This window comes from Mycobacterium sp. AZCC_0083 (assembly GCF_014202335.1).
Taxonomy (GTDB): Bacteria; Actinomycetota; Actinomycetes; order Mycobacteriales; family Mycobacteriaceae; genus Mycobacterium.
This window is the reverse complement of the sequence record NZ_JACHGP010000002.1, coordinates 23,158-45,551: the sequence shown is the minus strand read 5'-3', so window position 1 is coordinate 45,551 and position 22,394 is coordinate 23,158. Positions and strand designations below refer to the sequence as shown.

At 66.8% G+C, this 22,394-nt stretch carries 19 protein-coding genes; 4 read left to right on the top strand and 15 right to left on the bottom strand.

Annotated features, from left to right (window positions below; genetic code table 11):
* Positions 1-36: 36 nt before the first annotated feature.
* Together HNP02_RS03740 and HNP02_RS03735 are read right to left on the bottom strand one after the other, a co-directional pair.
* Complete coding sequence (locus HNP02_RS03740) at positions 37-2,451, bottom strand: Tex family protein (RefSeq protein WP_184435227.1); 2,415 nt, start codon at positions 2,449-2,451, stop codon at positions 37-39.
* The gene (locus tag HNP02_RS03735) at positions 2,405-3,754 is read right to left on the bottom strand and encodes an acyltransferase (RefSeq protein ID WP_184435225.1); all 1,350 of its coding nucleotides are present in this window, start codon (positions 3,752-3,754) and stop codon (positions 2,405-2,407) included. Before HNP02_RS03735 ends, HNP02_RS03740 begins: the two co-directional genes overlap by 47 nt.
* Positions 3,755-3,895: 141 nt before the next feature.
* Here HNP02_RS03735 and HNP02_RS03730 point away from each other — a divergent pair, with 141 nt between their 5' ends.
* The 3 genes from HNP02_RS03730 to HNP02_RS03720 all read left to right on the top strand — a co-directional run bounded on the left by HNP02_RS03730 (position 3,896) and on the right by HNP02_RS03720 (position 5,804).
* Complete coding sequence (locus tag HNP02_RS03730) at positions 3,896-4,714, top strand: carbon-nitrogen hydrolase family protein (protein WP_184435223.1); 819 nt, start codon at positions 3,896-3,898, stop codon at positions 4,712-4,714.
* Complete coding sequence (locus tag HNP02_RS03725; protein ID WP_309241403.1) at positions 4,711-5,427, top strand: alpha/beta hydrolase; 717 nt, start codon at positions 4,711-4,713, stop codon at positions 5,425-5,427. The genes HNP02_RS03730 and HNP02_RS03725 overlap by 4 nt, the downstream gene beginning before the upstream one ends.
* Positions 5,428-5,528: 101 nt before the next feature.
* Complete coding sequence (locus HNP02_RS03720) at positions 5,529-5,804, top strand: hypothetical protein (RefSeq protein WP_184435219.1); 276 nt, start codon at positions 5,529-5,531, stop codon at positions 5,802-5,804.
* Here the strand turns inward: HNP02_RS03720 and HNP02_RS03715 are convergent.
* Positions 5,801-6,448 carry an HD domain-containing protein gene (locus tag HNP02_RS03715; RefSeq protein WP_184435217.1) on the bottom strand — a complete coding sequence of 216 codons (648 nt, stop codon included), beginning with the start codon at positions 6,446-6,448 and terminating at the stop codon, positions 5,801-5,803. The genes HNP02_RS03720 and HNP02_RS03715 overlap by 4 nt on opposite strands.
* Positions 6,449-6,513: 65 nt before the next feature.
* On the opposite strand from HNP02_RS03715, the gene HNP02_RS03710 reads away from it, so the two are divergent.
* Positions 6,514-7,524, top strand: coding sequence for a GlxA family transcriptional regulator (locus tag HNP02_RS03710; RefSeq protein WP_255506192.1), 1,011 nt, complete (start codon positions 6,514-6,516; stop codon positions 7,522-7,524).
* Between the two features lie 138 nt (positions 7,525-7,662).
* Here HNP02_RS03710 and HNP02_RS03705 read toward each other — a convergent pair whose 3' ends face one another.
* From HNP02_RS03705 to HNP02_RS03650, 12 genes are all read right to left on the bottom strand, one after another.
* Entirely contained in the window at positions 7,663-9,357 is a 1,695-nt protein-coding gene (locus HNP02_RS03705; RefSeq protein WP_184435215.1) for an HNH endonuclease signature motif containing protein, read from the bottom strand.
* A 163-nt stretch (positions 9,358-9,520) separates the two neighbouring features.
* Positions 9,521-11,698, bottom strand: a complete 2,178-nt coding sequence (locus HNP02_RS03700; protein WP_184435213.1) for a thiamine pyrophosphate-dependent enzyme — start codon at positions 11,696-11,698, stop codon at positions 9,521-9,523.
* A 22-nt stretch (positions 11,699-11,720) separates the two neighbouring features.
* Positions 11,721-12,911, bottom strand: coding sequence for an acyl-CoA dehydrogenase family protein (locus tag HNP02_RS03695; RefSeq protein WP_309241401.1), 1,191 nt, complete (start codon positions 12,909-12,911; stop codon positions 11,721-11,723).
* A gap of 31 nt (positions 12,912-12,942) precedes the next feature.
* Positions 12,943-14,178, bottom strand: coding sequence for an amidohydrolase family protein (locus HNP02_RS03690; RefSeq protein ID WP_184435211.1), 1,236 nt, complete (start codon positions 14,176-14,178; stop codon positions 12,943-12,945).
* A complete protein-coding gene (locus tag HNP02_RS43630; protein WP_184435203.1) occupies positions 14,175-15,236 on the bottom strand; it encodes an FUSC family protein in 1,062 nt (353 codons plus the stop codon). The genes HNP02_RS03690 and HNP02_RS43630 overlap by 4 nt, the downstream gene beginning before the upstream one ends.
* The gene (locus HNP02_RS03680) at positions 15,236-15,733 is read right to left on the bottom strand and encodes a (2Fe-2S)-binding protein (RefSeq protein WP_184435201.1); all 498 of its coding nucleotides are present in this window, start codon (positions 15,731-15,733) and stop codon (positions 15,236-15,238) included. Before HNP02_RS03680 ends, HNP02_RS43630 begins: the two co-directional genes overlap by 1 nt.
* Positions 15,720-16,601 carry a xanthine dehydrogenase family protein subunit M gene (locus tag HNP02_RS03675; RefSeq protein WP_184435199.1) on the bottom strand — a complete coding sequence of 294 codons (882 nt, stop codon included), beginning with the start codon at positions 16,599-16,601 and terminating at the stop codon, positions 15,720-15,722. The genes HNP02_RS03680 and HNP02_RS03675 overlap by 14 nt, the downstream gene beginning before the upstream one ends.
* Positions 16,598-18,922, bottom strand: a complete 2,325-nt coding sequence (locus tag HNP02_RS03670; RefSeq protein WP_255506191.1) for a xanthine dehydrogenase family protein molybdopterin-binding subunit — start codon at positions 18,920-18,922, stop codon at positions 16,598-16,600. The genes HNP02_RS03675 and HNP02_RS03670 overlap by 4 nt, the downstream gene beginning before the upstream one ends.
* Positions 18,919-19,701 carry an ABC transporter permease subunit gene (locus HNP02_RS03665; RefSeq protein ID WP_309241400.1) on the bottom strand — a complete coding sequence of 261 codons (783 nt, stop codon included), beginning with the start codon at positions 19,699-19,701 and terminating at the stop codon, positions 18,919-18,921. The genes HNP02_RS03670 and HNP02_RS03665 overlap by 4 nt, the downstream gene beginning before the upstream one ends.
* Positions 19,698-20,552, bottom strand: coding sequence for an ABC transporter permease (locus HNP02_RS03660; protein WP_309241399.1), 855 nt, complete (start codon positions 20,550-20,552; stop codon positions 19,698-19,700). Before HNP02_RS03660 ends, HNP02_RS03665 begins: the two co-directional genes overlap by 4 nt.
* Positions 20,549-21,328 (bottom strand): ABC transporter ATP-binding protein, encoded by a 780-nt coding sequence (locus HNP02_RS03655; RefSeq protein ID WP_375373642.1) that lies wholly within the window; start codon positions 21,326-21,328, stop codon positions 20,549-20,551. Before HNP02_RS03655 ends, HNP02_RS03660 begins: the two co-directional genes overlap by 4 nt.
* Before the next feature lie 79 nt (positions 21,329-21,407).
* On the bottom strand, positions 21,408-22,385 hold the full coding sequence (locus HNP02_RS03650; protein WP_255506190.1) for an ABC transporter substrate-binding protein: 978 nt from the start codon (positions 22,383-22,385) through the stop codon (positions 21,408-21,410).
* Between the last annotated feature and the right edge of the window lie 9 nt (positions 22,386-22,394).

Genomic DNA, 22,394 nt, shown 5'->3' with positions numbered 1-22,394 from the left:
ACCCGTCGCTTCGCTCGCCCAGGCCAGCCGTTCGGGTTACCGCCCGAACCCGGCGTCACGCAATGCCTGCGCCATCGACCCCGTGGATTGATTCGACTCTCGAGCGCCAGACTTCTTGTCGCGACTGGGGTTTGGCCGCTTGCCCGTGCTCTGATTGGCGCCGCCCTTGCCCTGATTGGCGTCGCCGCGGGGCGCGGGAGCTCCGCGGTCGGGGCGCTTGCCCCGGCTCTTCCCGTCGCTTCGCTCGCCCCGGTGACCGCCCTGCGGGGTGTCGTTGAGGCGCAGAGTTAGTGCGATCCGCTGGCGATCCAGATCGACCTCGATGACCTTCACCCGAACCACCTGCCCGGACCGCACCACCTCGTGCGGATCGGAGACGAAGCGATCGGACATCGCGGAGACGTGCACCAGCCCGTCCTGATGGACGCCGACGTCGACAAAAGCCCCGAAGGCCGCGACGTTCGTCACCACGCCTTCCAGGACCATGCCCGCCTTCAGGTCGGCCACCTTCTCCACACCGGCAGCGAACGTCGCCGTGGAGAACGCGGGCCGTGGATCGCGTCCCGGCTTCTCCAGTTCGGCGAGGATGTCGGTCACCGTGGGAATGCCGAACCGGTCGTCGGCGAAGTCTGCGGGGCGCAGTGACCGCAACGACCGTTCGTTGCCGATGAGTTCGGCGAGGGTGACGCCCGAGCGGTCGAGGATCCGCCGGACCACCGGGTAGGCCTCGGGGTGGACGCCGGATGCGTCGAGGGGGTCGTCGCCGCCGGTGATCCGCAGGAAGCCGGCGCATTGTTCGAATGCCTTGGGGCCCAGGCGAGGAACGTCCAGCAGTGCCTTGCGCTTGCGGAACGGTCCGGTCTGCTCGCGGTGGGCAACGACGGCCTCGGCCAGGGTTTCCGTGATGCCCGAGACGCGGGCAAGGAGCGGAACCGACGCGGTGTTCAGGTCCACGCCAACGGCGTTCACCGCGTCCTCGACGACGGCATCCAGACTGCGCGCGAGGGTGCCCGGCGTGACGTCGTGCTGGTACTGCCCGACGCCGATCGACTTCGGCTCGATCTTCACCAGCTCCGCGAGCGGATCCTGGAGCCGACGTGCAATCGACACCGCCCCGCGCAGTGTGACGTCGAGACTGGGCAGCTCGTGCGCCGCATACGCAGATGCCGAATACACCGAGGCGCCAGCCTCGCTCACCATGGCCTTCACGGGGGCGGTCGCGCCGGAGCTGCGGATGTCGGCGATCAGTTCGGCTGCCAGTGCATCGGTTTCGCGGGACGCCGTCCCGTTGCCGATGGCGATGAGGTCGACCCCGTGGCGCGCGACGAGCGCTCCCAGCGTTGCCTTCGCGGCATCCCATTGCTTCTGCGGCTGGTGCGGGAAGATCGCACAGGTATCGACCACCTTGCCGGTGCCGTCCACGACCGCCACCTTGACGCCCGTCCGGAAGCCGGGGTCGAGGCCGAGCGTCGTGCGCGTACCGGCCGGTGCCGCGAGCAGCAGATCCTTGAGGTTCTTGGCGAACACCGCCACGGCGTCCAATTCGGCGCGTTGCCGCAGCCGCATGCGGGCGTCGACCGCAGCCGAGATCATCAGCTTGACGCGCCACGCCAACTTGACGGTGGTCGCCAGCCACGGTGTCGCCGCGGCCGTGGAGGTCATGTCGATCCCGAGCGTCTTGGCGACCATGGCGTGGTACACCGCCTCGTCGCCACCGTCGAGGTTGAGTGCGAGCACCTGCTCCTTCTCGCCGCGCATGACGGCAAGCACCCGGTGTGATGGGATCCTCTCCAACGACTCGGAAAACTCGAAGTAGTCACGGAACTTCTGTCCTGCAGCGCTTTTGGAGATCTCCTCCGATGATGGTGCCGTCCGCAGCGCGCCGTCGGCCCAAAACTTGGCGCGGACCGCGCCGACGAGCTCGGCGTCCTCGGCGGCACGCTCGATGAGAATGTGTCGAGCCCCGTCGAGTGCGCTGGCAGCGTCGGCGACGTCGGCCCCGAGGAACCCGGCAGCCAACTCTTCGGGGGCGAGCGTCGGATCGCTCAGAATCTGATCGGCGAGCGGTTCGAGACCAGCTTCGCGTGCGATCTGCGCCTTGGTTCGCCGCTTCGGCTTGTAGGGCAGGTAGATGTCCTCGACCCGGGACTTGGTGTCAGCCGACAGGAGTGCTGCCTTGAGTTCGGCGGTGAGCTTTCCCTGCTCCTCGATGGAGGCCAGTACGGCGGTGCGCCGGTCGTCGAGTTCTCGCAGGTATCCGAGGCGCTCCTCGAGGGTGCGGAGCTGGCCGTCGTCGAGGCTGCCGGTGACCTCTTTGCGGTACCGCGCGATGAACGGCACGGTCGAGCCCTCGTCGAGCAGCCGCACCGCGGCGGCCACCTGGGCCTCGCGTACGGCGAGTTCCTCAGCGAGACGGGTGTTTACGGGTTTGACGGTCAGGCTCGGAGTCACCCGATGACCCTACCGAACGCCCCTGACATACCCGCGCAGCCACCACCGCGGCGAGGAAGAATCCGAGAGTGATCCACCCTTCCGAACCGGCCAGCCCGTTCTTCGCCAGCCAGACCAGCGCGACGCCGGCGACGCATATCAGCGCACCTGCGGCGGTCGAACGGGCACCGGTGGCACCGACGGACGCGTCCCACCATGGCAGCCTGCGGTGTTCGAGCGGTGAGAGCAGCCGGAACGCGGCCGCCATGACGATCGCGAACGCCAGAGCGCGTAGAGCAAGCAGGCTCCAGAACCCCGGTGCGTGCACGTCGTACGCGTCGAGACCGACGGCGTGCAGGGTGAACGCGGCGACGGCGATGGCGGGGATGTGCCACAGATAGAGCGTCATCGCTCCCCCGTTGCCGACGGAGACGACGCGCCAGACCCGCGGGCGGGCGGCCCACCGCTGGATGGCGCCCGCGGCGGCGACGAACACACACGACACCCAGATGGAGTGCAGTGCCAGCAACAGCGTCGGCGGTGAGGTGTTGGACATCCGCTCCACGCCGGTCACGACCAGGGACACTTCATACAGCCCGGTCATCGCGAGGGCCAACTGCGCGGCGAACGCGGCCGCGGCCGTGACGAGTGCCGCACGCGGTCCGATCAGCCGCCGCGCATAGGCGACGCCGATAGTCGCGGGGATCAGCCAGACGAACAGGAAGTTGGCCCCACCCGCCGTCGGCGAGTCGAGCGCGACCCGAAGGCCGTCGAACCCAGCCGAGATCGCCAGAAGGGACACGATCACGACCGCGACCGCACGCCCCGAACTCAGCCTGGTCAGCGCCGGTACGAACGCGAGCACCACCAGGTAGACGCCGAGGAACCACAGAAGCGCGACGCTTTCGCGGCCAAGTCCCTCCGCGGACTCCGCTCCGAGGACCATCCGGGTCACGAGCAGACCGGCCGTCCATGCCGCGAGGTACCAGAACACGGGCCTGCACAGTCGTTGCGCCCTGGTGAACAGCCAGGTGCCCCACGGCGTGCCCGTCTTCCAGCCGTACGCGGCAGCGGCGCCGCCTGCGAGGAAGAACAGCGGCATGACCTGGGCGACCCACGTGAGGGGGGCGATCGCGGGCAGCTCGCCGATCAGGTTGCCGATGTGCAGTCCGTTGGTGTCGATGGTGGCGAGCAGCAGTGCGCAGTGCCCGAACATGACGACCACCAGCGCTGCGAGCCGGGCGACGTCGACGGCGCGATCGCGACCGGATGCGGTGGGGGCGCCGACCTCGTGTGCGTCGGTCCCGACCTTGGTTTGCGGCATGTACACAGCATGCCCGGGTTGCGGCTGCTGTGGATGAGTAGGACTACGCGCTTCTAGAACCTCTGCTCATCCAATATCGAGATGCCGCGCATCGAAATCTCGTGTTTGACCGCTGTGGGACGACGACCCACGATGACGGGCATGAGCACGACAACGGTCGGCATCGCACAATGGCACCCCACCTGCGGCGAACCTCGGCGAAACCTCGATACGGCACTTATCCACATCGAATCGCTGGCCGCTCGGGGCTGCAACCTCGTAGTGCTCCCCGAACTCTGGGCCTCCGGTTACGACGCGACGTCGCTGGCCGCGGACGCCGCCGCCGCGGCCGAGCCACTTGATGGCGAACGCGGACGCCATCTCGCAGCGGCAGCCGTGGAACACGATGTTTGGCTCTTCGCGGGTTCGGTACCCGAGGTCGATCACGACGGGCGACTCTTCAACACCGCCGTCGTCTACGCACCGGATGGCAGCCTTCGGGCGCGACATCGCAAGGTGCACTTGTATACCCCGCTGGGTGAGGACGGCGTGTTCACGGCGGGCTCGGAACCAACCGTTGTCGACGTCGACGGAATCGGGACCGTCGGGCTCAGCGTGTGTTTTGACGGCGATCACCCCGCGTATGCGCGGGCACTGCACGACCTGGGTGCGCGTGTGGTGATCTCGATCTCCGCCTATGAGGCCGCGACGGAATCATGGTGGGACATCCTGTACCCCGCGAATGCGCTCGCGAATGGTCAATGGTGGTTGATGGCCAATCAGTGCGGCGGCACAGGGCCGAATGCACTGCTCGGAGGTAGCCGGATCATCGCCCCCGATGGCGCCGTGATCGCCGAGGCGCCGCGGTGGGACGGGGATGGAGACCAGACCCATCTCCTCGTCGCAACGCTGGACCTCGGCACCGCCGTCGCAGCGGCCGAGCAGGAGGCCGGGGCGCTATGGGCAGAATCGGAACCGTGAAGGCCGTGACGGTGCGCACCGACGATGCGACGTCACTGCACGTCGGCGTCGTGGGTGATGGTTCAGATGTCTTGGTGTTGTCCGGCGGACCAGGGTGCGTGAACTACCTCGAGAACGACGCATTGGCGCCCCATGGGACGCGTGCCTGGTTTCCCGAGCCGCGCGGCGTTGGCCGCTCTGGCGGTGGCCCCCATGACCTCGCTCAAGCGGTCGCCGACCTCGAGACGATCAGGAGCGAGGTCGGCGCGGATTCCTGGACCGTGGTTGGCCACTCCTTCGGTGCGGACCTGGCCGTCCGTTATGCCTTGGACCACCCGGAACGCGTGCGCGCGGTGGTCGGGCTTGCCGGTCACGGGATGCACGAGGATCGGACTTGGTCCGACGTCTACTCATCGCGCCAGCACACCGAAGACGAGTTCGTCATCGAGTGGGAGCCGGCAGTGCACGAGTCGCTGAAGGCCTCCTTCGACGAGTGGATTCACGAGCCCGAGTTGTTCCGGCGACTGGCCGACTCGGCCGTGCCGATGACCTTCGTCGCCGCAGCCGAGGACATCCGCCCCGACTGGCCTCTTCGTCAGCTCGCCGCGTTGGTCCCGCGCGGGGTGTTCCTGGAGATCACCGGCGTCCCACACAATTTCTGGAGCACGCACCCTGCGATCTGGACGGAGGTCGTCTCCGACCTTTGCGCGGCGGTCGTCGGCTCGACCGGCTAGTTCTGCTGCACCACCTGCGCCGCAAGAATCCTCCAAGGCGTTCGCCACACAGTGTGTGAGACAGGCACCTTCTGGGTGCCCCCGCCGACGAGGAGCCACCAGTGTTGTCCACCGTTCTGTCCTGCTACCTACTTGGTTGGGTGATGACCACGATCGGGTTGGCCCTCGTGGTCGGCAAGCTGAACGATCGGGTCGCACCTCAGGCGCATCCGCTGCCCCTCGCCGTCGTGGCAGGTGCCGCCTGGCCGCTGGTTCTCTTGGGCGCCGCGCAGTTCGCGATCGTCGCGATCGTTCTGAACGCCATTCGCCGACGCACTGATGTTCCGCGCCCAGCCACGACCGCGGAGTTCGACGTGCTGCTCGCTGCGCCCGTCTAACCGTTTACCAGCGGCTGATCGTTCCAGCCGGAAGCACCTACGACGTCCAAGAACGTCACCGCCGGCGTCGCTGGGTACATCAGCTGATGCATATGGCCGGGAAAGGTCATCGGGTGTCCCTTCGCCGGGTTGGCCTCCACCTGCCGGGCAATGACTTCGGTCAGCGCGTAGCCGAGGTCGTGACGTGGCCACGACTCGTGGACGCGATCGGCGAATCCCGGTGCGAGCATGTCGCGATCGGTGCCGACGATGTCCGTCCCGATCCCCATGTGGGTGATGGCATGCACGGCACCGAACCTGTGCGCTATGCCAACACTGGTGTGCAGCGCAATCGCCTGCCAGACGGTCGTGACCCGGTCTTCCTGCACTCCTCGGTCACGCAAGAAGCGTGCCGCGGCGTCGGCGCCGTCGACTTCGAACCGCTGATCGCCGTTCGCGTGGTCGGTGGCGCCGAGGTCGTGCAGCACGCAGCTGAGGAACACCAGTTCGTCGTCGTAGTCGACGCCGCTCCGCAATCCCTTGACCGCGGCGAGCTCACGAGCGAACAGGTAACTTCGCACGCTGTGATTGGCGACGAAGGCCGGTGAGACGTCGAACACGAACTCTTTTGCGGCGCTGGCGATGTCGGAGTCTGGGAGGTCCATACCGCAACACTGCCGGACCGCAGCCTGCGGATACCAGTGGCTAGATGGCCGAACATAGTTAAGATATGGCCACGATGATCATTTCCGTGCTGGCGCTCGACCAGGTCATGGGTTTCGAACTGATGATTCCCGGCCAGGTCTTCGGCATGGCCAACATGGCGGCAACTGAAGCCGGAGCCCCCGTCGGCGACCCTGCGGTCCCTCCGTACGAGGTCCGGGTGTGCGGACAGCGCCCGTCGATCAGCACCACCGCGGACTGGGGCATGGCCGAGATTCGCACGTCCTACGGATTGGACGCGCTAGTGGACGCGGATCTGGTGGTGGTGCCGGGAACCCATCAATTCATGGAAGAACCTGACCCGCAAGTGATTTCTGCGTTGCGGGCCGCCGCCGACAACGGCGCACGGGTCGCGTCGATGTGCGTCGGGGCCTTCACTCTGGCCGCAGTCGGTCTGCTCGACGGCAGGCGCGCGACAACCCATTGGCAGTTCGCCGACGAGTTGGCACGGCGCTATCCCGCCGTCGACGTCGACCCCACCGTGCTGTTCGTCGACGAGGGCCCCGTGCTGACGGCGGCGGGAGTGGCATCGGGTTTGGACTTGTGCCTGCATCTGATCCGCCAGCACGCAGGCCCCGACCTGGCGGCCCGAACCGCGCGACGGATCGTGGTGCCCGCGTGGCGCGATGGTGGTCAGGCGCAGTACATCGAGCACGCGGGGCCCGCCGACGCAGGCCATCCGCTGCAGCCGACGATCACCTGGATGGAGGAGAACGCGGTCGATGCGCTCGACCTGCGGGCCATCGCCAACCACGCAGCGGTCAGCGTGCGAACGCTCAACCGCCAATTCCGCGAGCACTTCGGCACCACCCCGTTGGGATTGCTCGCCAGGATGCGCATCGACCGAGCCCGCCGGCTTCTGGAGTCCACCGGGCTCACCATGGACCGCGTCGCCGAGCAGTCCGGGTTCGGCTCCTACGCGTCGCTGCGCTATCACTTCCACCGCACGGTCGGGGTATCGCCCCAGAAGTACCGGCAGAGTTACGAATACCGGCAGACCTACACCGCCGCGCACTAAGTCCAATGCCGTGGCGATGGCCAGATTTCGCCAATCCGTGGCGATCTGACTACTGGCGCGTCGGCCCGATGCGCGCCGAGGATGTCGGCAATGAGTGCTGAGGCCGAGGGCCGTTCTGTCGGGCTCGTGCCCGGTTGGTCAGAACGGTGGTGGGTCGTCGTCGATGGCGCGTTGGTTGCGTTGGCGTTCGGCGTGGAGTCGCTGGGCGCTTTGTTGGGCGCGGGTGTTCTTGCGGGTGGGCATGGTCAGGCCGCGTTCGGGTGAGCCGGTGGCCGCTTCTGGTGCGAGGGTGCCCGGCGGTAGCGGTGTGGTGGTGTCCCAGTGTGGGAAGTGCAGTCTGCTGCCCGGTGGTCGGGTGTAGCGGTGTCCGGTGGGGCTGATCCACACGATGGTCCCGTCGGACAGTTGGTGGTCGGTCCAGCCGGTCGGGCCGATCCAGAAAGTCTTGAGTAGGTGGTGTTTTCGGCATAGGGCTTTGATGTTGCCGGGATGGGTCAGCCCGCCGGGACCGTGGGGTGTGGTGTGGTCGAGGTCGCAGCGTTCGGCGGGCCGGTCGCAGCCGGGGAAGCGGCAGGTTTGATCTCGATTGCGTACGAACCGCGCCAATGCGGCTGAGGGGCGGTAGCGCGGCTCGGCGCACAGTTCGGCCGGGTGGACGACGGGGCGTATGGGGGCGCCGAGGCGGATGAGTTCGGCGAGTAGTGGGGTGGGTACGATCGCGCCGCCGGCGATCACCGCCAATCCCGAAGCGGTGCTGCGGTGTTCGGGCTGTGGCTGGTGGTCTGATGGTTCGGGTTCGGGTTCGGGCTGCGGCTGAGGGTCCGACAGTTCGGGGTCGGGGTCGGGTTCGCGCTCCAGTTCTAGGTTGGGGTCGGGTGCTGGCTGCGCTGCGATCCCGCGTTGCGCCCCGGGCGGTGGTTGGTCGGGCATCGGCCCTGGGGCCGGCGGTGGTGGTCCCACGTCGGGATCATTGGGCCCTGGGTCGGGTGGTGGCGGGGGTGGTGCAGTGTCGGGGTGGTGGTCGGTGAGGATGTGGATGACGATGGCCTCGGCGCGGGCGTCGGGTCCGGCGGCGGTGCAGTCGGGGCGTGCGCAGGTGCAGGGCAGGTGGGTGCCGCGGGCGCTGAGCACACCGAGGGCTGCCGAGCGGCGTTCACCGGAGCTGCGGGGGTCGTGCGGGCAGACGGTGGCGGCGAGTTGAGCGACACAACGCGCCACCAGGTCGGCGTCGGTGACGGTCAACCGCCCCCAGATGGTGGTGGTGCCGGTGGTGTCGTCGCGGTCCCCGAACTTCACGTCGCAGCTTTTGGCGGCGGTCTGGAAGCGGCGGACGGCGGCGGGGTCGTGGACGAGGATGGCGGCATCGATGGCGTTTTCGAGTTTGGTCACCGACATCGGGCCGAAGGAGGCGGCGATGGCGGCCAGGTCGGCGTCGACGCGGGCCAGGATGTCGGGGTCGTCGATCAGTTGGGTGCGCCAGCTGATGGTGTGGGCCAGCGGGGCGGCCAGGGTGCCCTCGGCGACCAGTTTGGCGATCTGGGGCAGCCGATGACGCAGGGCCAGCCCTTGATGCATGTGGGTGGACGCCGTCCGCTGACTGATCCCGCTGGCTGCGGCGATCTCGGCGGCCGCGCTGTCCCAGCCATCGCAGGCCCACATCTCCCGCCCCATGGCTTGCTCGGCGGCGCAGCGTCGGGTGGTGAGTTCGGCGATGGCGGCCATCCGGTGAAAGGCCACGGTGGCCTGGGCACGGGTCCAGCCGGTGACGGCATCAACCAGCGCCGCATCATCGACATGCGGCAGGTCATCGCTCTGGGCTAATTCCTCGAACACGCTTCAATCATGCTGAGGAACCCAGACATTCATGCCCGCAGACTCAGACATCCAACCGACCCGCAACCTCGAGCTGTGGATGAATCGGTGACTGTGCACAACTCTGCACAACACCGACGTCGACGGCCCGAGTTGTCAGTGCCGCATGCTAAGACTCGGCGCGCTAGGCCGAGCCAACCAGCTTCGTCGCCGCGGCCTCGATGTCGTCCTCCGAGAGCAGCACTTTCAGCGCGGCGTCGCCGAGGGCGATGAAGCTGTCAGAGCTCGCGACCCGATCGAGGCGTCCGGCGAATCCGTGTTCGAGCAGGACGCCGAGAATGCCCTCTCCGACTCCGCCGGTCTTCCGCGTCTCGTCGACGATCAGCACCGTGCCGGTGGCATTCGCCTCCCGGATGATGTCGCCAACCGGCATCGGCGCAAGCCAGCGCAGATCGACGGTGCGGCTACTGATGCCGATGCGGTCGAGCTTCCGCGCCACGCGCAGGCTCATCCTCAACCCGTTGCCGTATGTGAGCAGGGTCAGATCGGTCCCGTGACCGTAGGTGCGGGCCCGGCCGATCGGCGCGTGGGGTTCGGCGCTGAGGTCGGGATAGCACGCCAACCAGCCGTCGTCACCATCCTCGTAGAGGTCCCGTGTGTGGTACAGCGCGATGGGTTCGAGGAAGATGCAGACGACGCCGGCCGCCGACGCGGCCTCGACGCAGCTGTGCATCATGGCCGCGGCATCGTCGGGGCGCGCGGGCGAGGCGATCACGACGCCGGGAATGTCGCGCAGCGCCGCGATCGAGTTGTCGTTGTGGAAGTGCCCGCCGAAACCCTTCTGATAGGCGTATCCCGCGATCCGCACCACCATCGGGTTGCGGTACTGCCGATTGGCGAAGAACTGCAGGGTCGCGCCCTCGCCGCGGATCTGGTCGGCGGCGTTGTGCACGTAGGCGAGGTACTGAATCTCTGGAATCGGAAGCAGCCCAGACACTCCGGCACCCAGCGCCAAGCCGAGGATCGCTTGTTCGTCGAGTAGCGTATCGAAGACTCGCGCGGAACCGGCCTTGGATTGCAGACCACGAGTCACTCCGTACACGCCGCCCTTTCGGCCAACGTCTTCTCCGAAGAGCAGCGCTTCGGGATGGCGCGCCAGCACGTCCTGCAGCGCGCGGTTGATGGCCAGCGCCACGGTCAGGGGTGGTTCGTCACCACCACCGTCGACGTCCATCGCTGCGAGCGGGCGTTTCGAGGCCGCCACCGCGTCCTCCATACTCGCCCGCAGTGGCTCCATCACCGCATGGGCGCTGTCGAGTTGAGCCAGATCGGCGACTTCCGAAGCCATCTCGAGGACCTGAGATCGTTTGGCCTCGTAGTGTTCCACCACTTGGGCTGGCGTCAACACGCCTTGCCCGATGAGCGCCTTGGCTGTGCATAGCAAGGGATCCCGGTCGTAGTCGGCGGCGATCTCCTTCGGCTGCCGGTAGGCGGCTTCGTAGTCGGATCCCGCGTGGGCCATCAGTCGGACCGTGCGCAGATGCAGGAACGCTGGTTTGCGGTGAGTCCGCACCCACTCCGCAGCGGCTGCGGTGGTGCCGAAGGTGTCGGCCAGGTCGGAGCCGCTGGCGCTGAAGTACTCCAGGCCATCGCGATTCGCGTACGTCCTGGCGACCCACCCTTGGGGGGTCTTCACGCTGATGCCGATCCCGTTGTCCTCGCAGACGAACAGCAGCGGGATCGGCAGACCCTGATAGGCGCCGTGCATCGCGGTGTTGATCGCGCCGGCCGCGGTGGAGTGGTTGACCGACGCGTCGCCGAAGCTGCAGACCGCGAGAGCGTCACTGGGCCAGGGGCATTCGACCCCCAACTTCTTGGCACGTGCGATCGAGAAGGCGACGCCGACCGCCCGCGGCAGGTGCGAAGCAATGGTCGAGGTTTGCGGGATGATGTTCAGGTCGTGTCGACCAAACACCTTGTGCCGCCCGCCCGACATCGGTTCCTCCGTCGCCGCGACGAGGCCCAGCAGCACATCGCGCAGCGGATCGCTGCCATCCACTTGAGCGGCGCGGGCCAGGAAGAACCCGCCGGAGCGGTAGTGCAGCAACGCCGGATCCGTCGGGCGAAGTGCCGCGGCTACGGCGGCATTGCCCTCGTGACCCGACGAGCCGATGGTGTAGAAACCCCGTCCGTGCGAACGCAGCCAGCGCGCCGCAAGGTCGAGGTGGCGGCTGCCCAGTTGCGCGTCGAACAGGTCGAGCCAGGCCTGCGGACTCAGCACGCCGCCGGATGTCGGCGAGGCGCCGTCATCGGGCAACGCCGAGATCGTGTCGGTGAAGTAGTCGTCAATCGGCTCAGCCACTATGCATCCCAACCGTCGGCCGTCACCGGAACGCCGCTGCGCCGGTGAGCGCCTGACCGATCATCAGCGTGTGCATCTCGCTGGTGCCTTCATAGGTCAGCACGGACTCCAGGTTGTTGGCATGTCGCATGACCGGATACTCCGACGTGATGCCGCTGGCACCCAAGATGGTGCGGGCGGTGCGGGCAATGGTCAACGCTTCGCGCACGTTGTTGAGCTTGCCGAGGCTGACCTGCGGGCCGGCCAGACCCATCGCATCCTTGCGCCGACCAAGGTGCAGCGCCAGCAGGTAGCCCTTGGCGTACTCGAGCGTCATGTCGGCGAGTTTCTGTTGTGTGAGCTGGAATCCGTCGATGGCGCGGCCGAACTGCTTGCGCGCACCCGCGTAGCTCAGCGCCGATTCGAGGCAGTCCCTGGCCGCGCCGATGGCGCCGAATACGATCCCGAACCGGGCCTCGTTGAGACAGCTCAACGGCGCGCGCAGGCCGCTGGCTCCTGGCAGTCGTGCACTGTCGGGCAGGCGGACGTCCTCAAGCACTAGCTCACTGGTCACCGACGCGCGCAGTGACATCTTGGACTTGATGGTGTGCGCGGTGAAGCCAGGGGTGTCGGTCGGCACCGCGAATCCTCGGATGCCGTCATCGGTGCGGGCCCACACGACGGCGATGTCGGCGACCGATCCGTTGGTGATCCACATCTTGGCGCCGTTGATGATCCAGTCGGTACCGGATCGGGCAGCGCGGGTACGCATTCCGGCTGGATCGGACCCGAAGTCGGGTTCGGTGAGCCCAAAGCAGCCGATCCTGCGGCCGGCCGCCATCTCTGGCAACCACTGCGTCTTGAGTTCTTCGCTGCCGAAGGCGTGCAGGGCGAACATGGCCAGTGAGCCCTGCACACTGACCAGCGACCGAATCCCGGAATCGCCTGCCTCCAGCTCGAGGCAGGCCAGACCGTAGGCGACTGCGGACGTGCCCGAGCAGCCGTAACCCACCAGGTGCATTCCGAGCAATCCGAGCTCACCGAGTTCGAGGGCCAGATCCCGCACCGGCAGTTCGCCATCCTCATACCAGGTGGCGATGTCGGGGGCGATGCGTGCCTTGACGAGTTCGCGTACGGCTTCGCGAATCTGGCGCTCTTCGTCGTCGAGCAACGCGTCGACGCCGATCAGTGCGTCGGGGGTGACGGGTGGCGTCAGGGACTGGGAGGGTGTCACTCTTCTCCTACCTGGTGGATGGGGTGGCGGCTCAGCAGCAGCCCGGGCCGTGCGCGGCTACGAGGGCAGGTTGATCGCGCCCATGGGCGTCGACCGGACCGTGCCAGCTCACCGCTCGGCTGGGCGGCGGGGTCTGTTCGCTGCGGGTGCGCACCAGTGGCACACCGTCGACGAGTACCGCGGCGATCCCCGGAAGGTCGCCGAGCGCAAAGCATTCCAGGCCGTCAGTCGCCATCGAGCCGGTGATGGGACCGAGCACGACCAGATCTGCGGGCATGCCCTCGGCGACTATGCCGGTGTGCAGGCCGTGGGCCTTGGCGGTCTGGCCGGTTGCCGCGGCGACGGCGACAAGGGGGTCGACACCGCACACCGACGACAGGTAACAGACGTTGCGGAGCATCCCGCGCGGGATGACACCGGTTCCGCCAGGGGTGTCGGTGCCGAGGGTGAGGCGCCCCAGTTGACCACGGGAGGTGAGTTCGTCGACGACGAGTTTGGTGGCGCGGTAGTTGTTCGAGCTGCACACCTCGAGCTTCGCCGACGGCAGCTCGGCCACGATCGCGACGATGTCCTCGTCGGGCGCCGGTATGGGGCCACCGGAGATGTGGCCGACGATATCGGGTTTGACGGCGGTCACGACGTCCGCTCCGGCCACCCGGCTGCTGCCCGATCGGGACACCCCGCCGGAATGCATCTTCACGGTCATTCCGCGTTCGTGCGCCCAACCGACGTATCGCTGAGCCTCACCGTCGCCCAACCGGTTCCAGTCATAGAAGATGAACTTCACCTGGTCGATGCCCTCGCGCTGCGCGCGGTCGAAGTGCTCTTCGGTCATGCCGGGGACCAGAAGTATCGTGCCTGCGTTGACCTTGACCCCAGAAGGCCGCATCCGCCCCGTCGTGTGCTTGGACGTGATCGCGATGCTCAGTACGAGCTCGGGGGTCAATGCATCGAAGGCCAGGCCGGGAATGTGCAGTTCACCGGCGGACACCATCGACGTGGTGCCGCCGTGCAGATAGTTGTGAATCCAGCCGATGGAATTCTGTGCTGGCGTCCATTCACCGAAGGTGGGGTGCACGTGACCGTCGACCAGACCGGGTATCACGGTCAGCCCGCCCGCCGAGAGTACGAGATCCGGTGCGGGGTGGCTGATTCCGATGCCGGAGATGACACCATCCTCGATGAGGATCGTGGTGTCGCGCAGCGGCGCGACGGCGCTGTCACCGTGCACCAGCACGCCGATGTCCTCAACCAACAGCGTGGTCACTGGCGACTCCTTAGGAACATTTTTGGATACACTATCCGATCTTTCCCCTCGGCGGTAGAGCGGTGACGGACGAGCCACGACGCGCCGAATACGACGACGAGGACGACGAGTGCGCCCGCCATGTTCATCGCGAGCCGGATGCCGCCCTCGTACCACGGAAACAGTCCGGGGTACTCGCCGATGACCAGCAGTACTGGTGGACCGGTGACCGCCCACCACGTGTAGTTCACCGGCCGCAAGGCCATCGCCAGGAAGAACAAGATCATCGTGACTGCAATGACCACCTGGGCCGGTGGCTGCGCGCCGAGTACCACTGCCGCGATGACAGCCCCCACCGTATTACCCGAAAGCCGTTGTGCCATGCGGACACCGGTCTGCGTCCGCCTGGGCTGGATGGTCAGCAACACACTGGTGATCAACCAGTGCCCACCCACCAGGTCATCGGGCAGCAGGCCAGCGATCACGACGGCCCCACCGACCGCCACACCCACACGGATGGCGTGACCGCCCATCCCGCTGGATGCGGTGGGCGGCGACTCTCCGTCGACGGGATCGTCGTAGCGAAAGACCTGCGCGCACGCCCACCATCCCAGCCAGGCCGCCGTGACCGCCAGCGCGCCCGCCGCGTACGGCCACGACGCCCACGGCGACGTAGCCACCGTGGCGCCGGCATCTACCGCGATCAGCACCACCGCCAACCCCGCTGTCGCACCCACTCTTTCGACGAGAGCCCCGAAGACGGCAGCGGCGACGATGGTCATTCCGAGGGCCACGGGGCTGCCGGTGGTCAGCGCCACCGCGACTGTCGCCACGACCAACGTCAGCCCGCGGACGGCGACGGTCACCAGCGCGCTGCGCAACTGCTGGGGAAGCGTGGGCACCGCGGTCAGAACGAATCCCAACGCGACCGACGAACCCAACTCGGCGTGCCCAAGGGCACGGGACACCACCAGGATCGTGCACAGCGCGACCGCCAGCCAGGCCGCCATCCCCCACCGGGCCCGGCCGACCGGCCGGAGCAGATCGGCCAATCGTTGCCGGGTCGCAGATGAGCGCACTATTCGGACGACTCGGCGGCATCGAGAACCGCCTGCACGATCCCCTGGTATCCGGTGCAGCGACAGATGTTGCCGGACAATGCTTCTCGAACCACTTCTTCGGTGAGCGGCTTGTCGGTATCGGTGTCACGCAACAGCTCCACCGCCGTGATCAGGAAGCCCGGGGTGCAGAACCCGCACTGCAACCCGTTGTTGTCGGAGAGGGCCCGGCGCAGCCTGGGTGCCTCCTCGAACTGATCCAGTCCCTCGACCGTGTCGACCCGCATCCCGTCGACCTGAGCCGCCAGCGCCAGGCAGGCTCGCGCGCTTCGCCCGTCGAGGAACACCGAGCATGCTCCGCAGACACCGTGTTCACATCCCAAATGCGTACCGGTGAGACCGAGTTCGTCGCGCAGGAAGTCCGCCAGCGTCAAGCGCGGGGGCACGGAACGACGAAATTCGCGGCCATTGACCGTGACGGCCACGACGACTGAGTCCGGGGTTTCAGCGGGCGTCATACGCGCCCTCGTCGTCCTGGGTGATGCGTCGCTCAGCCGTGGTCAATGCCTCGGCGAGGGCGGTCGCACAGAGCCGCCGTGCGTAATCGGCGTCCTCGGCCGACGGATCCGTAAGGGCGGCCCAGTCGTTGGCGAGGCCGTGCCACAGGTCTCGCGAAGGTTCAGCGCCGACGACCCGATCGCCGAGGAACAGCAGAGGCCGATCGGCAGCAGAGAGCACTCCAGCCCGCACCGAGGCGACGCGGCCGTCCGGCCGCAGTGTCAGCGTGCACCCAGCGCCGGCCAGCCCGTAATCGCCGTGCTGATGCGCGTATTCGACGAATCCCCAGCCCTGATGCGGCCGGGTGGCCGGGATCGACGCCCAGGTGATCATCTCGTGGTGTTCGAGCGCACTGGTGTAGAAGGACACGAACATGTCATCGGCGGATACCTCCCTGCGCCCGCTCTCCGCCGATTCGACGTGGAAGGTGGCGCCGAGCACCAATGTGGCCAGCGGCATTTCGGCGGCCGGGTCGGCGTGGGCCACCGAACCGCCGATGGTGCCGCGGTTGCGGATCCCGATGTGGCCGATGTAGCGGGCCGCATCGGCCAGCAGCGGCGCGCGGGCACCGATCACGGGATCCACCTCGACCGTGCGGTGCGTGACCAGTGCACCGAGGATGAGATGGTCGGTGTCGTCGAAGATCCGGTTCAGCTCCAGCAGTCCCCCGATGTCGATCACCACCGACGGCCTGGCCAGTCGAAGGTTCATCAGTGTCAGCAAGGACTGCCCACCGGCCAGGATCTTCGCATCGGGGTGTTCGGCCAGCAGATCGAGTGCCTCCGCGACCGAGCGCGGTCGGAGGTATCGGAATTCTGCGGGTTTCACGACGCCACCGCGTCCAATGCCCGGCACAGGTCGCCGGTGGCGATCGGCGTGCTGTCGACGTGAAACGTCCCGCCGATCGCGTCGTCGACCGCGCTTGCTACGGCCGCGTATACCGCGATCGTGCCGCTCTCCCCCGCGCCGCGCACGCCGATCGGGTTGGACGGGGTATCGACGTACAGGTGTTCCACCCGCACCCGAGGAACGTCGGTGCTCAGGGGCAGGTGGTAGGCGGCTAAGGTGGTGGACTGTGGCTCACCGCCCTTGGAGTAACTCCAGTGTTCGAATAGCGCACCACCAAGGCCCTGCGCGACCCCGCCGATGATCTGCCCCTCCACGATGCTCGGATTGATCTCGCGACCACCCTCGTGAGAAACGGCGTAGCGCAACACCTTCACCACTCCGGTGCGGCGGTGTACGCCGAGGATGACCGCGTGCACTCCCATGGTCCACGTCACCGTGGACACCCGGAAGACAGTGCTGACGTCGAGCGCGCCGCCTCCTTCGTCCTGGCCGCCGACCCGTTGTGCGGCGGCCAACGCATTCCAGCCGATGACGTTGTCGCCCGCATGGAATGCCCCGTCGGCATAGCGCACTTCCCCCGCACCGAGCAACGTGCGTGCTCGCACGGCCGCGAGTTCGATCAACTCGAGAGCCCCCTGGTGGACCGCCGAACCGGCCAGTATCGCCGAGCGGCTGGCGAACGTCCCAATGCCGTCGGGCAGCTGCTCGGTGTCCGATGCCACGTAGTGCACGCGCTCGAAGGGTACCGCCAACGCGTCGGCGGCGACCTGCGCGAAGGTCGTCTCGTGGCCCTGTCCCGCCGACGCCGCGCCTGCCATCACCTCGAAGTGCCCGTTCGGCAGCAGTCGCAGACGGGCGGTCTCGTGCGGACCGCGGCCCGTCGCCTCCAGATAGGACGACAACCCGTATCCGACTCGATGATCGGGATGGGTTGCCGCGCAACGTTCTGTCTCGCTGCGCGGCAGCGACGTCAGCACCGAGTCGAGACACGCCCGGTAGTCGCCACCGTCATAGACGATCGGCACCCCGTCGCGGTACGGGATGGGTTGCGGATACGGCAGATCGGCTGCCGTCAACAGATTGCGGCGGCGGATCTGCTCGGTGGAGATGCCCAGCTGACATGCCGCGGCGTCCAGACTGCGCTCAAGCGCAAATGTCGCCTCCGGCCGGCCTGCGCCGCGGTACTGGGCCACCAGAGTCTTGTTCGTCAGCGCTGCCCTGCCCTTGACGTGCACGGCAGGCACGCGGTACGGCCCGAGCAGGTGAATCGCGGTGTTCGCGACGATACCTGCGACCCAAAGGCTTCCGGCGCCGATGTCGACGATGAAGTCGTCGTCCCATGCCAGGATGCGGCCGTCGTCGTCGACGGCGAGCCTGGTTCGGTGTACCTGGTCGCGGCCCTGGGCGCTGGCCACCAGGTGTTCCTGACGGTCCTCGACCCAGATCAGCTTGAGGCCGGTGTGTCGAGCCAGCACGGGAAGCACGATCTCTTCGGCGTAGACGTTGGCCTTGGTCCCGAACCCACCGCCGACATCGGGCACCGAGACCTTGATGTCCTCGCGCGGCCAGCCCGTCACCGCGCAGATCGCGTTGCGGACCATGTGCGGAACCTGCGTGGAGGTCAGTACGTCGACCCGGTGGCGACGCACATCGAATTCCGCTGCGACACCGCGACACTCCAAGGGCACCGCACCGTGTCGGTTCATCCGGTAGGTGTTCTCGACGACGCAGTGCGCGCCGGCGAATGCCTTGTCGGGATCGCCGAAGGCGAACTCGATCCGGGCCGCCTCGTTGCCGTCCAAGTGGTCGAAGAGCACGGGGGCCGCGGGATCGAGTGCGGCCAGCGGTTCAGTGACCGGCGGCAGCGGCTCGTATTCCACGTCGACTGCCTCCAGCGCGTCCTCGGCGCGGTAGCGGTCTTCGGCGATCAGCACCACGATGGCGTGCCCGACGTAGTACACCCGGTCGGTGGCCAGGATCGGTAGTCGCTGTTTGGCGAGAACACACGACGTCGCAGCGCCGAAGGCCGGGTCCGGCGTCGTCAGCTCCGGGATGGGCGTGTCGGCCAGGCCCAGATCCTTCGCGACGAAGACACCCAGCACGCCTGGCATCTGCTCGGCACGCGACGTGTCGATGCTCGTGATGCGTGCGTGCGCCTGGGTCGACCGCACGAACGCGACGTGGTGGGCGCCCGCTGCGTGATCGGCAAGGAAGCGACCCCGCCCGCCCAGCATGCGTTCGTCTTCACGACGCCGCACCGAGCTGCCAACGTAGCCCGGTCCAGTCGTCTGTGGTGTCAATGGATTCGCCTCTCCCATTGCCACAGGGCGATGGAGATCGCGAACGAGATGGTGATGAGCAACATGATGGTGGCGACCATCGACGGGTAGTCACCGTGGCTGTAGGACTGCAACACGACCCGCCCGAGCCCGCGTCGCGTTGCGAAGAACTCCGATAGCACGACACCGACGACGGCAAGGCTGACGGCAAGGCGGATTCCCGTGAGCAGCGGCCGCCGGATGGCGGGAAAGATGATGTGCACCAACATCTGCCAGGGGTTGGCCCGCACCGACTTCCCCAGTTTCCAGTACACCCGTGGGATCTCCCTGACTCCGGTGGAGACGTTGATCAGCACCGGGAACAGCGCGAACAGCACGCCCATGACGACTTTCGATCCGGTCAGGCTGAAGATGGGCAACAGCACCGGATACAGGACGATCTTCGGGATGCCGTTGAGGACGATGATCAGCGGCTCGAAGATCAGCCGCAATCGCTGCGAAAGCCCCAGTAGCAGGCCCGTGCCACCGCCGATTGCCGTGCCGATGACGAAGGCCAGCAAGACCGACTGAGCGGTGATGCGAACGTCGAACAGATAGGTCGGATCCGAGAGATTCCGGGACAGGACAAGCAGCGTCTCTACGGGTGACGGAATGACGAACGTCAAGCCGGACAGGACTTCCCACCCGACGACGACGATCAGCGCCAAGAGTGCAGACCCGACGAACTGGTTGCCAAGAACCGAGCGGATCCAGTCGGAGCGGGGCCGCGCTTCGGCGGCCTCGGTGAGTGTCGCGGTCACAGGTTCCTCCCACGAAGAAGCATCCGCTCGACGATGGCGAGGAGCACCGTGAGAATGAGGGACAACGCCAGCACCATGACGATGTAGGCGAACATCTGGTTGTTGTCGAACACCTCGTAGAGGTAGCGGATCCGGTAGCCAAGACCAGCCTGGGCGGTGGTGAACTCCATGGCGATGGCGCCGATGAGCGCATAGACGACCGCAAGGCGAAGCCCCGCCACGATGAACGGCCCGGCCGCAGGAATCGCGATCGCGAACAATGCTTGCCGGGGTGAGGCCTTCAGTGAGCGAGCCAGTTTCATGTAGACGGGTGGCATCGCATTCAGACCGACGGCGGTGTTCAGCGCCATCGGGATCGCCGCCATGATCGTGGCCAGGATGATGACCGACATGGCGTTGATCCCGACCAGGACGATCATCACCGGATAGAAGAGCACCAGCGGGACGGCGTAGAAGGACACCAGGTATGGCTCGAAGGTCCGACCGATCAACGGTGCCTTCCAGAACACCAGACCTGCGGCGAAACCTAGCAGGCTGCCGAGGACGATCGCGATCGCCACTTCGAATCCGGTGCGGCCTGCGTCCTCCCAGAACTGTGCTTGGGTGAGAAGTGTTGCGAGCGTCGGGAATATGGTCGATGGCGCGGGCAGCACGCTCTCCTTCCACAGTCCGGTGCGCACGCCGACTTCGCAGAACGCGGTGAACAGGGCGATGAGCCCGACGGTGGACGACACGCTGAGCACGAGGTTGCCCATCCGCCGCGGTCGCCGCTCGGTCGTCTTGGGCTCGCGTTCCGGTTCAGGCATGGTCTCGGTAGGCAGATCGTCGGCGGCCACGTAGGAGGTCGTCACGTGGTGACCTTCTCGTGGGCCTCCTGTTGTTTGAATCCACGCATGGACTCGGCTTGCAACGAACCCCAGATCCGGTTGTGCAGTTCGTTGAACCGCGGCGTCGACACCACGCTCGCGTCGCGGTCGTCGGGCAGATCGATGTCGATGACGTCGATGATCGTCCCTGGTCGGTACGACATCACCCAAACCTGCTGTGACAGCAGGATCGCCTCGGAGATGTCGTGTGTCACGAACACGATGGTCTGATGAGTCCTTGCCCAGATCTGGCGCACCTCGGCACCGAGGAACAGCCGGGTCTGTTGGTCCAGCGCAGCGAACGGCTCGTCCATCAGCACCACTTCGGGCTGCACGGCCAATGTCCGCGCCAAGGCAACCCGCTGGCGCATGCCACCGGAAAGTTGTGAGGGATAGGACTTTTCGAAGCCGCTGAGGCCGACGAGATCGATCGCCTCCTTCGCACGCAGGCGTCGGGCATCCTTGGCGGTGCCGATGATCTGCATCGCGAAGGCGACGTTCTCCTCGACGGTCCGCCATGGCAACGTCGAGTCCTCTTGAAAGACCACGCCGATCTTCGGGTCCGGTCCGGTGACCGGCCGGCCCCCGACACTGACCGTGCCGCTCGACGCCTTCTGTAGGCCCGAAATGACGGCCAGCAGGGTCGATTTACCACAACCGCTGGGGCCGACGATGGAGACGAAGCTGGTGTGCGGTACGCGTTGGGTGATGTCCTTGACCGCCGTCACCTTCCCTGCCGGCACGTCGAAGACAACGGACACGTTCTCGATCTGGATACCTTGGGGTTCCACCAATGTCCTTCTTCCGTCGGTCGTTTCGGCGTGGTTTACGACTGCGCGATCAGATGGTCGCGCGTGCCTCATCGGGTAGGTACTGCTGATCGAGGACCTTCGCCCAGTCGACGGCCGCGGTGATCTGACCGGCGGCCACCATCAGGTTGGAGAGGTTCTTGAGACCGGCCGGGTCGACGTGCAAGGAGTAACCCTTGGCCAGGTCCGGGCTGTTCTTGAAGGCGGCCTTCATCACCTCGGGAGTCACGCCGACCAGCGGGGCCAACTCGGTGGCGGCTTCGTCGGGATTCGCCACCACCCACTGGTTGAGTCGGTCGGCCACCTTGAAGAACGACCGCAGGTTGTCCGGATTCGCCTCGGCGTATTGGGTGTTGACCGCCACCAAGTCAGCTGGCAGGTCGCCGAGCACGTCGCGTGAGTTCACCAGGATCTGCGCGTTGTCGGAGGCCTGCCTGGCGGCGATGAATGGCTGCATCGCCCATCCGGCGGTGATCTGGTTGGCCTTGGCAGCGGTCCAGTTGTCACCCATCGCGCCGACGGCCTGCGCCTTCACGCCGGGCAGCTTGCCCTCGAGCCCCTTGACCAGCAGTTCGGTCGACGATCCGGCGGAGCTGAAGCCCAACGTCGCACCATCGACGGTGCGTCCCGGTGGACAGATCCAGGAGAAGTCGTTCACCTGGAACCAGGGAGCAATCACCTTCAAGTTCGAATTCGGTTGCTGCGCGGCCAGAATCACCGACGTGTTGCCCGCGATCGCCAGGTCGGCGTCGCCGCTGGTGACCACCCGCAGTGTATTGCCGCCACCGCCGCCGGAGTACAGGTCAACCTTGAGGCCGGCCTCCTCGAACCACTTCTTGTTGATGCCGGCCTGCAAGATCGCCATGAACGGCAGGCTGTCGACACCGGTTGCGGAGATGCTGAGCGTGTCCGTTCCGCCGCTCCCACCGCCCGACTGTGGACCCGACGATTCGTCCGCACAGGCGGTGCCGCCGGCGATGACTGCGACGACCGTGAACACGGCCGCCATGCACTTCGA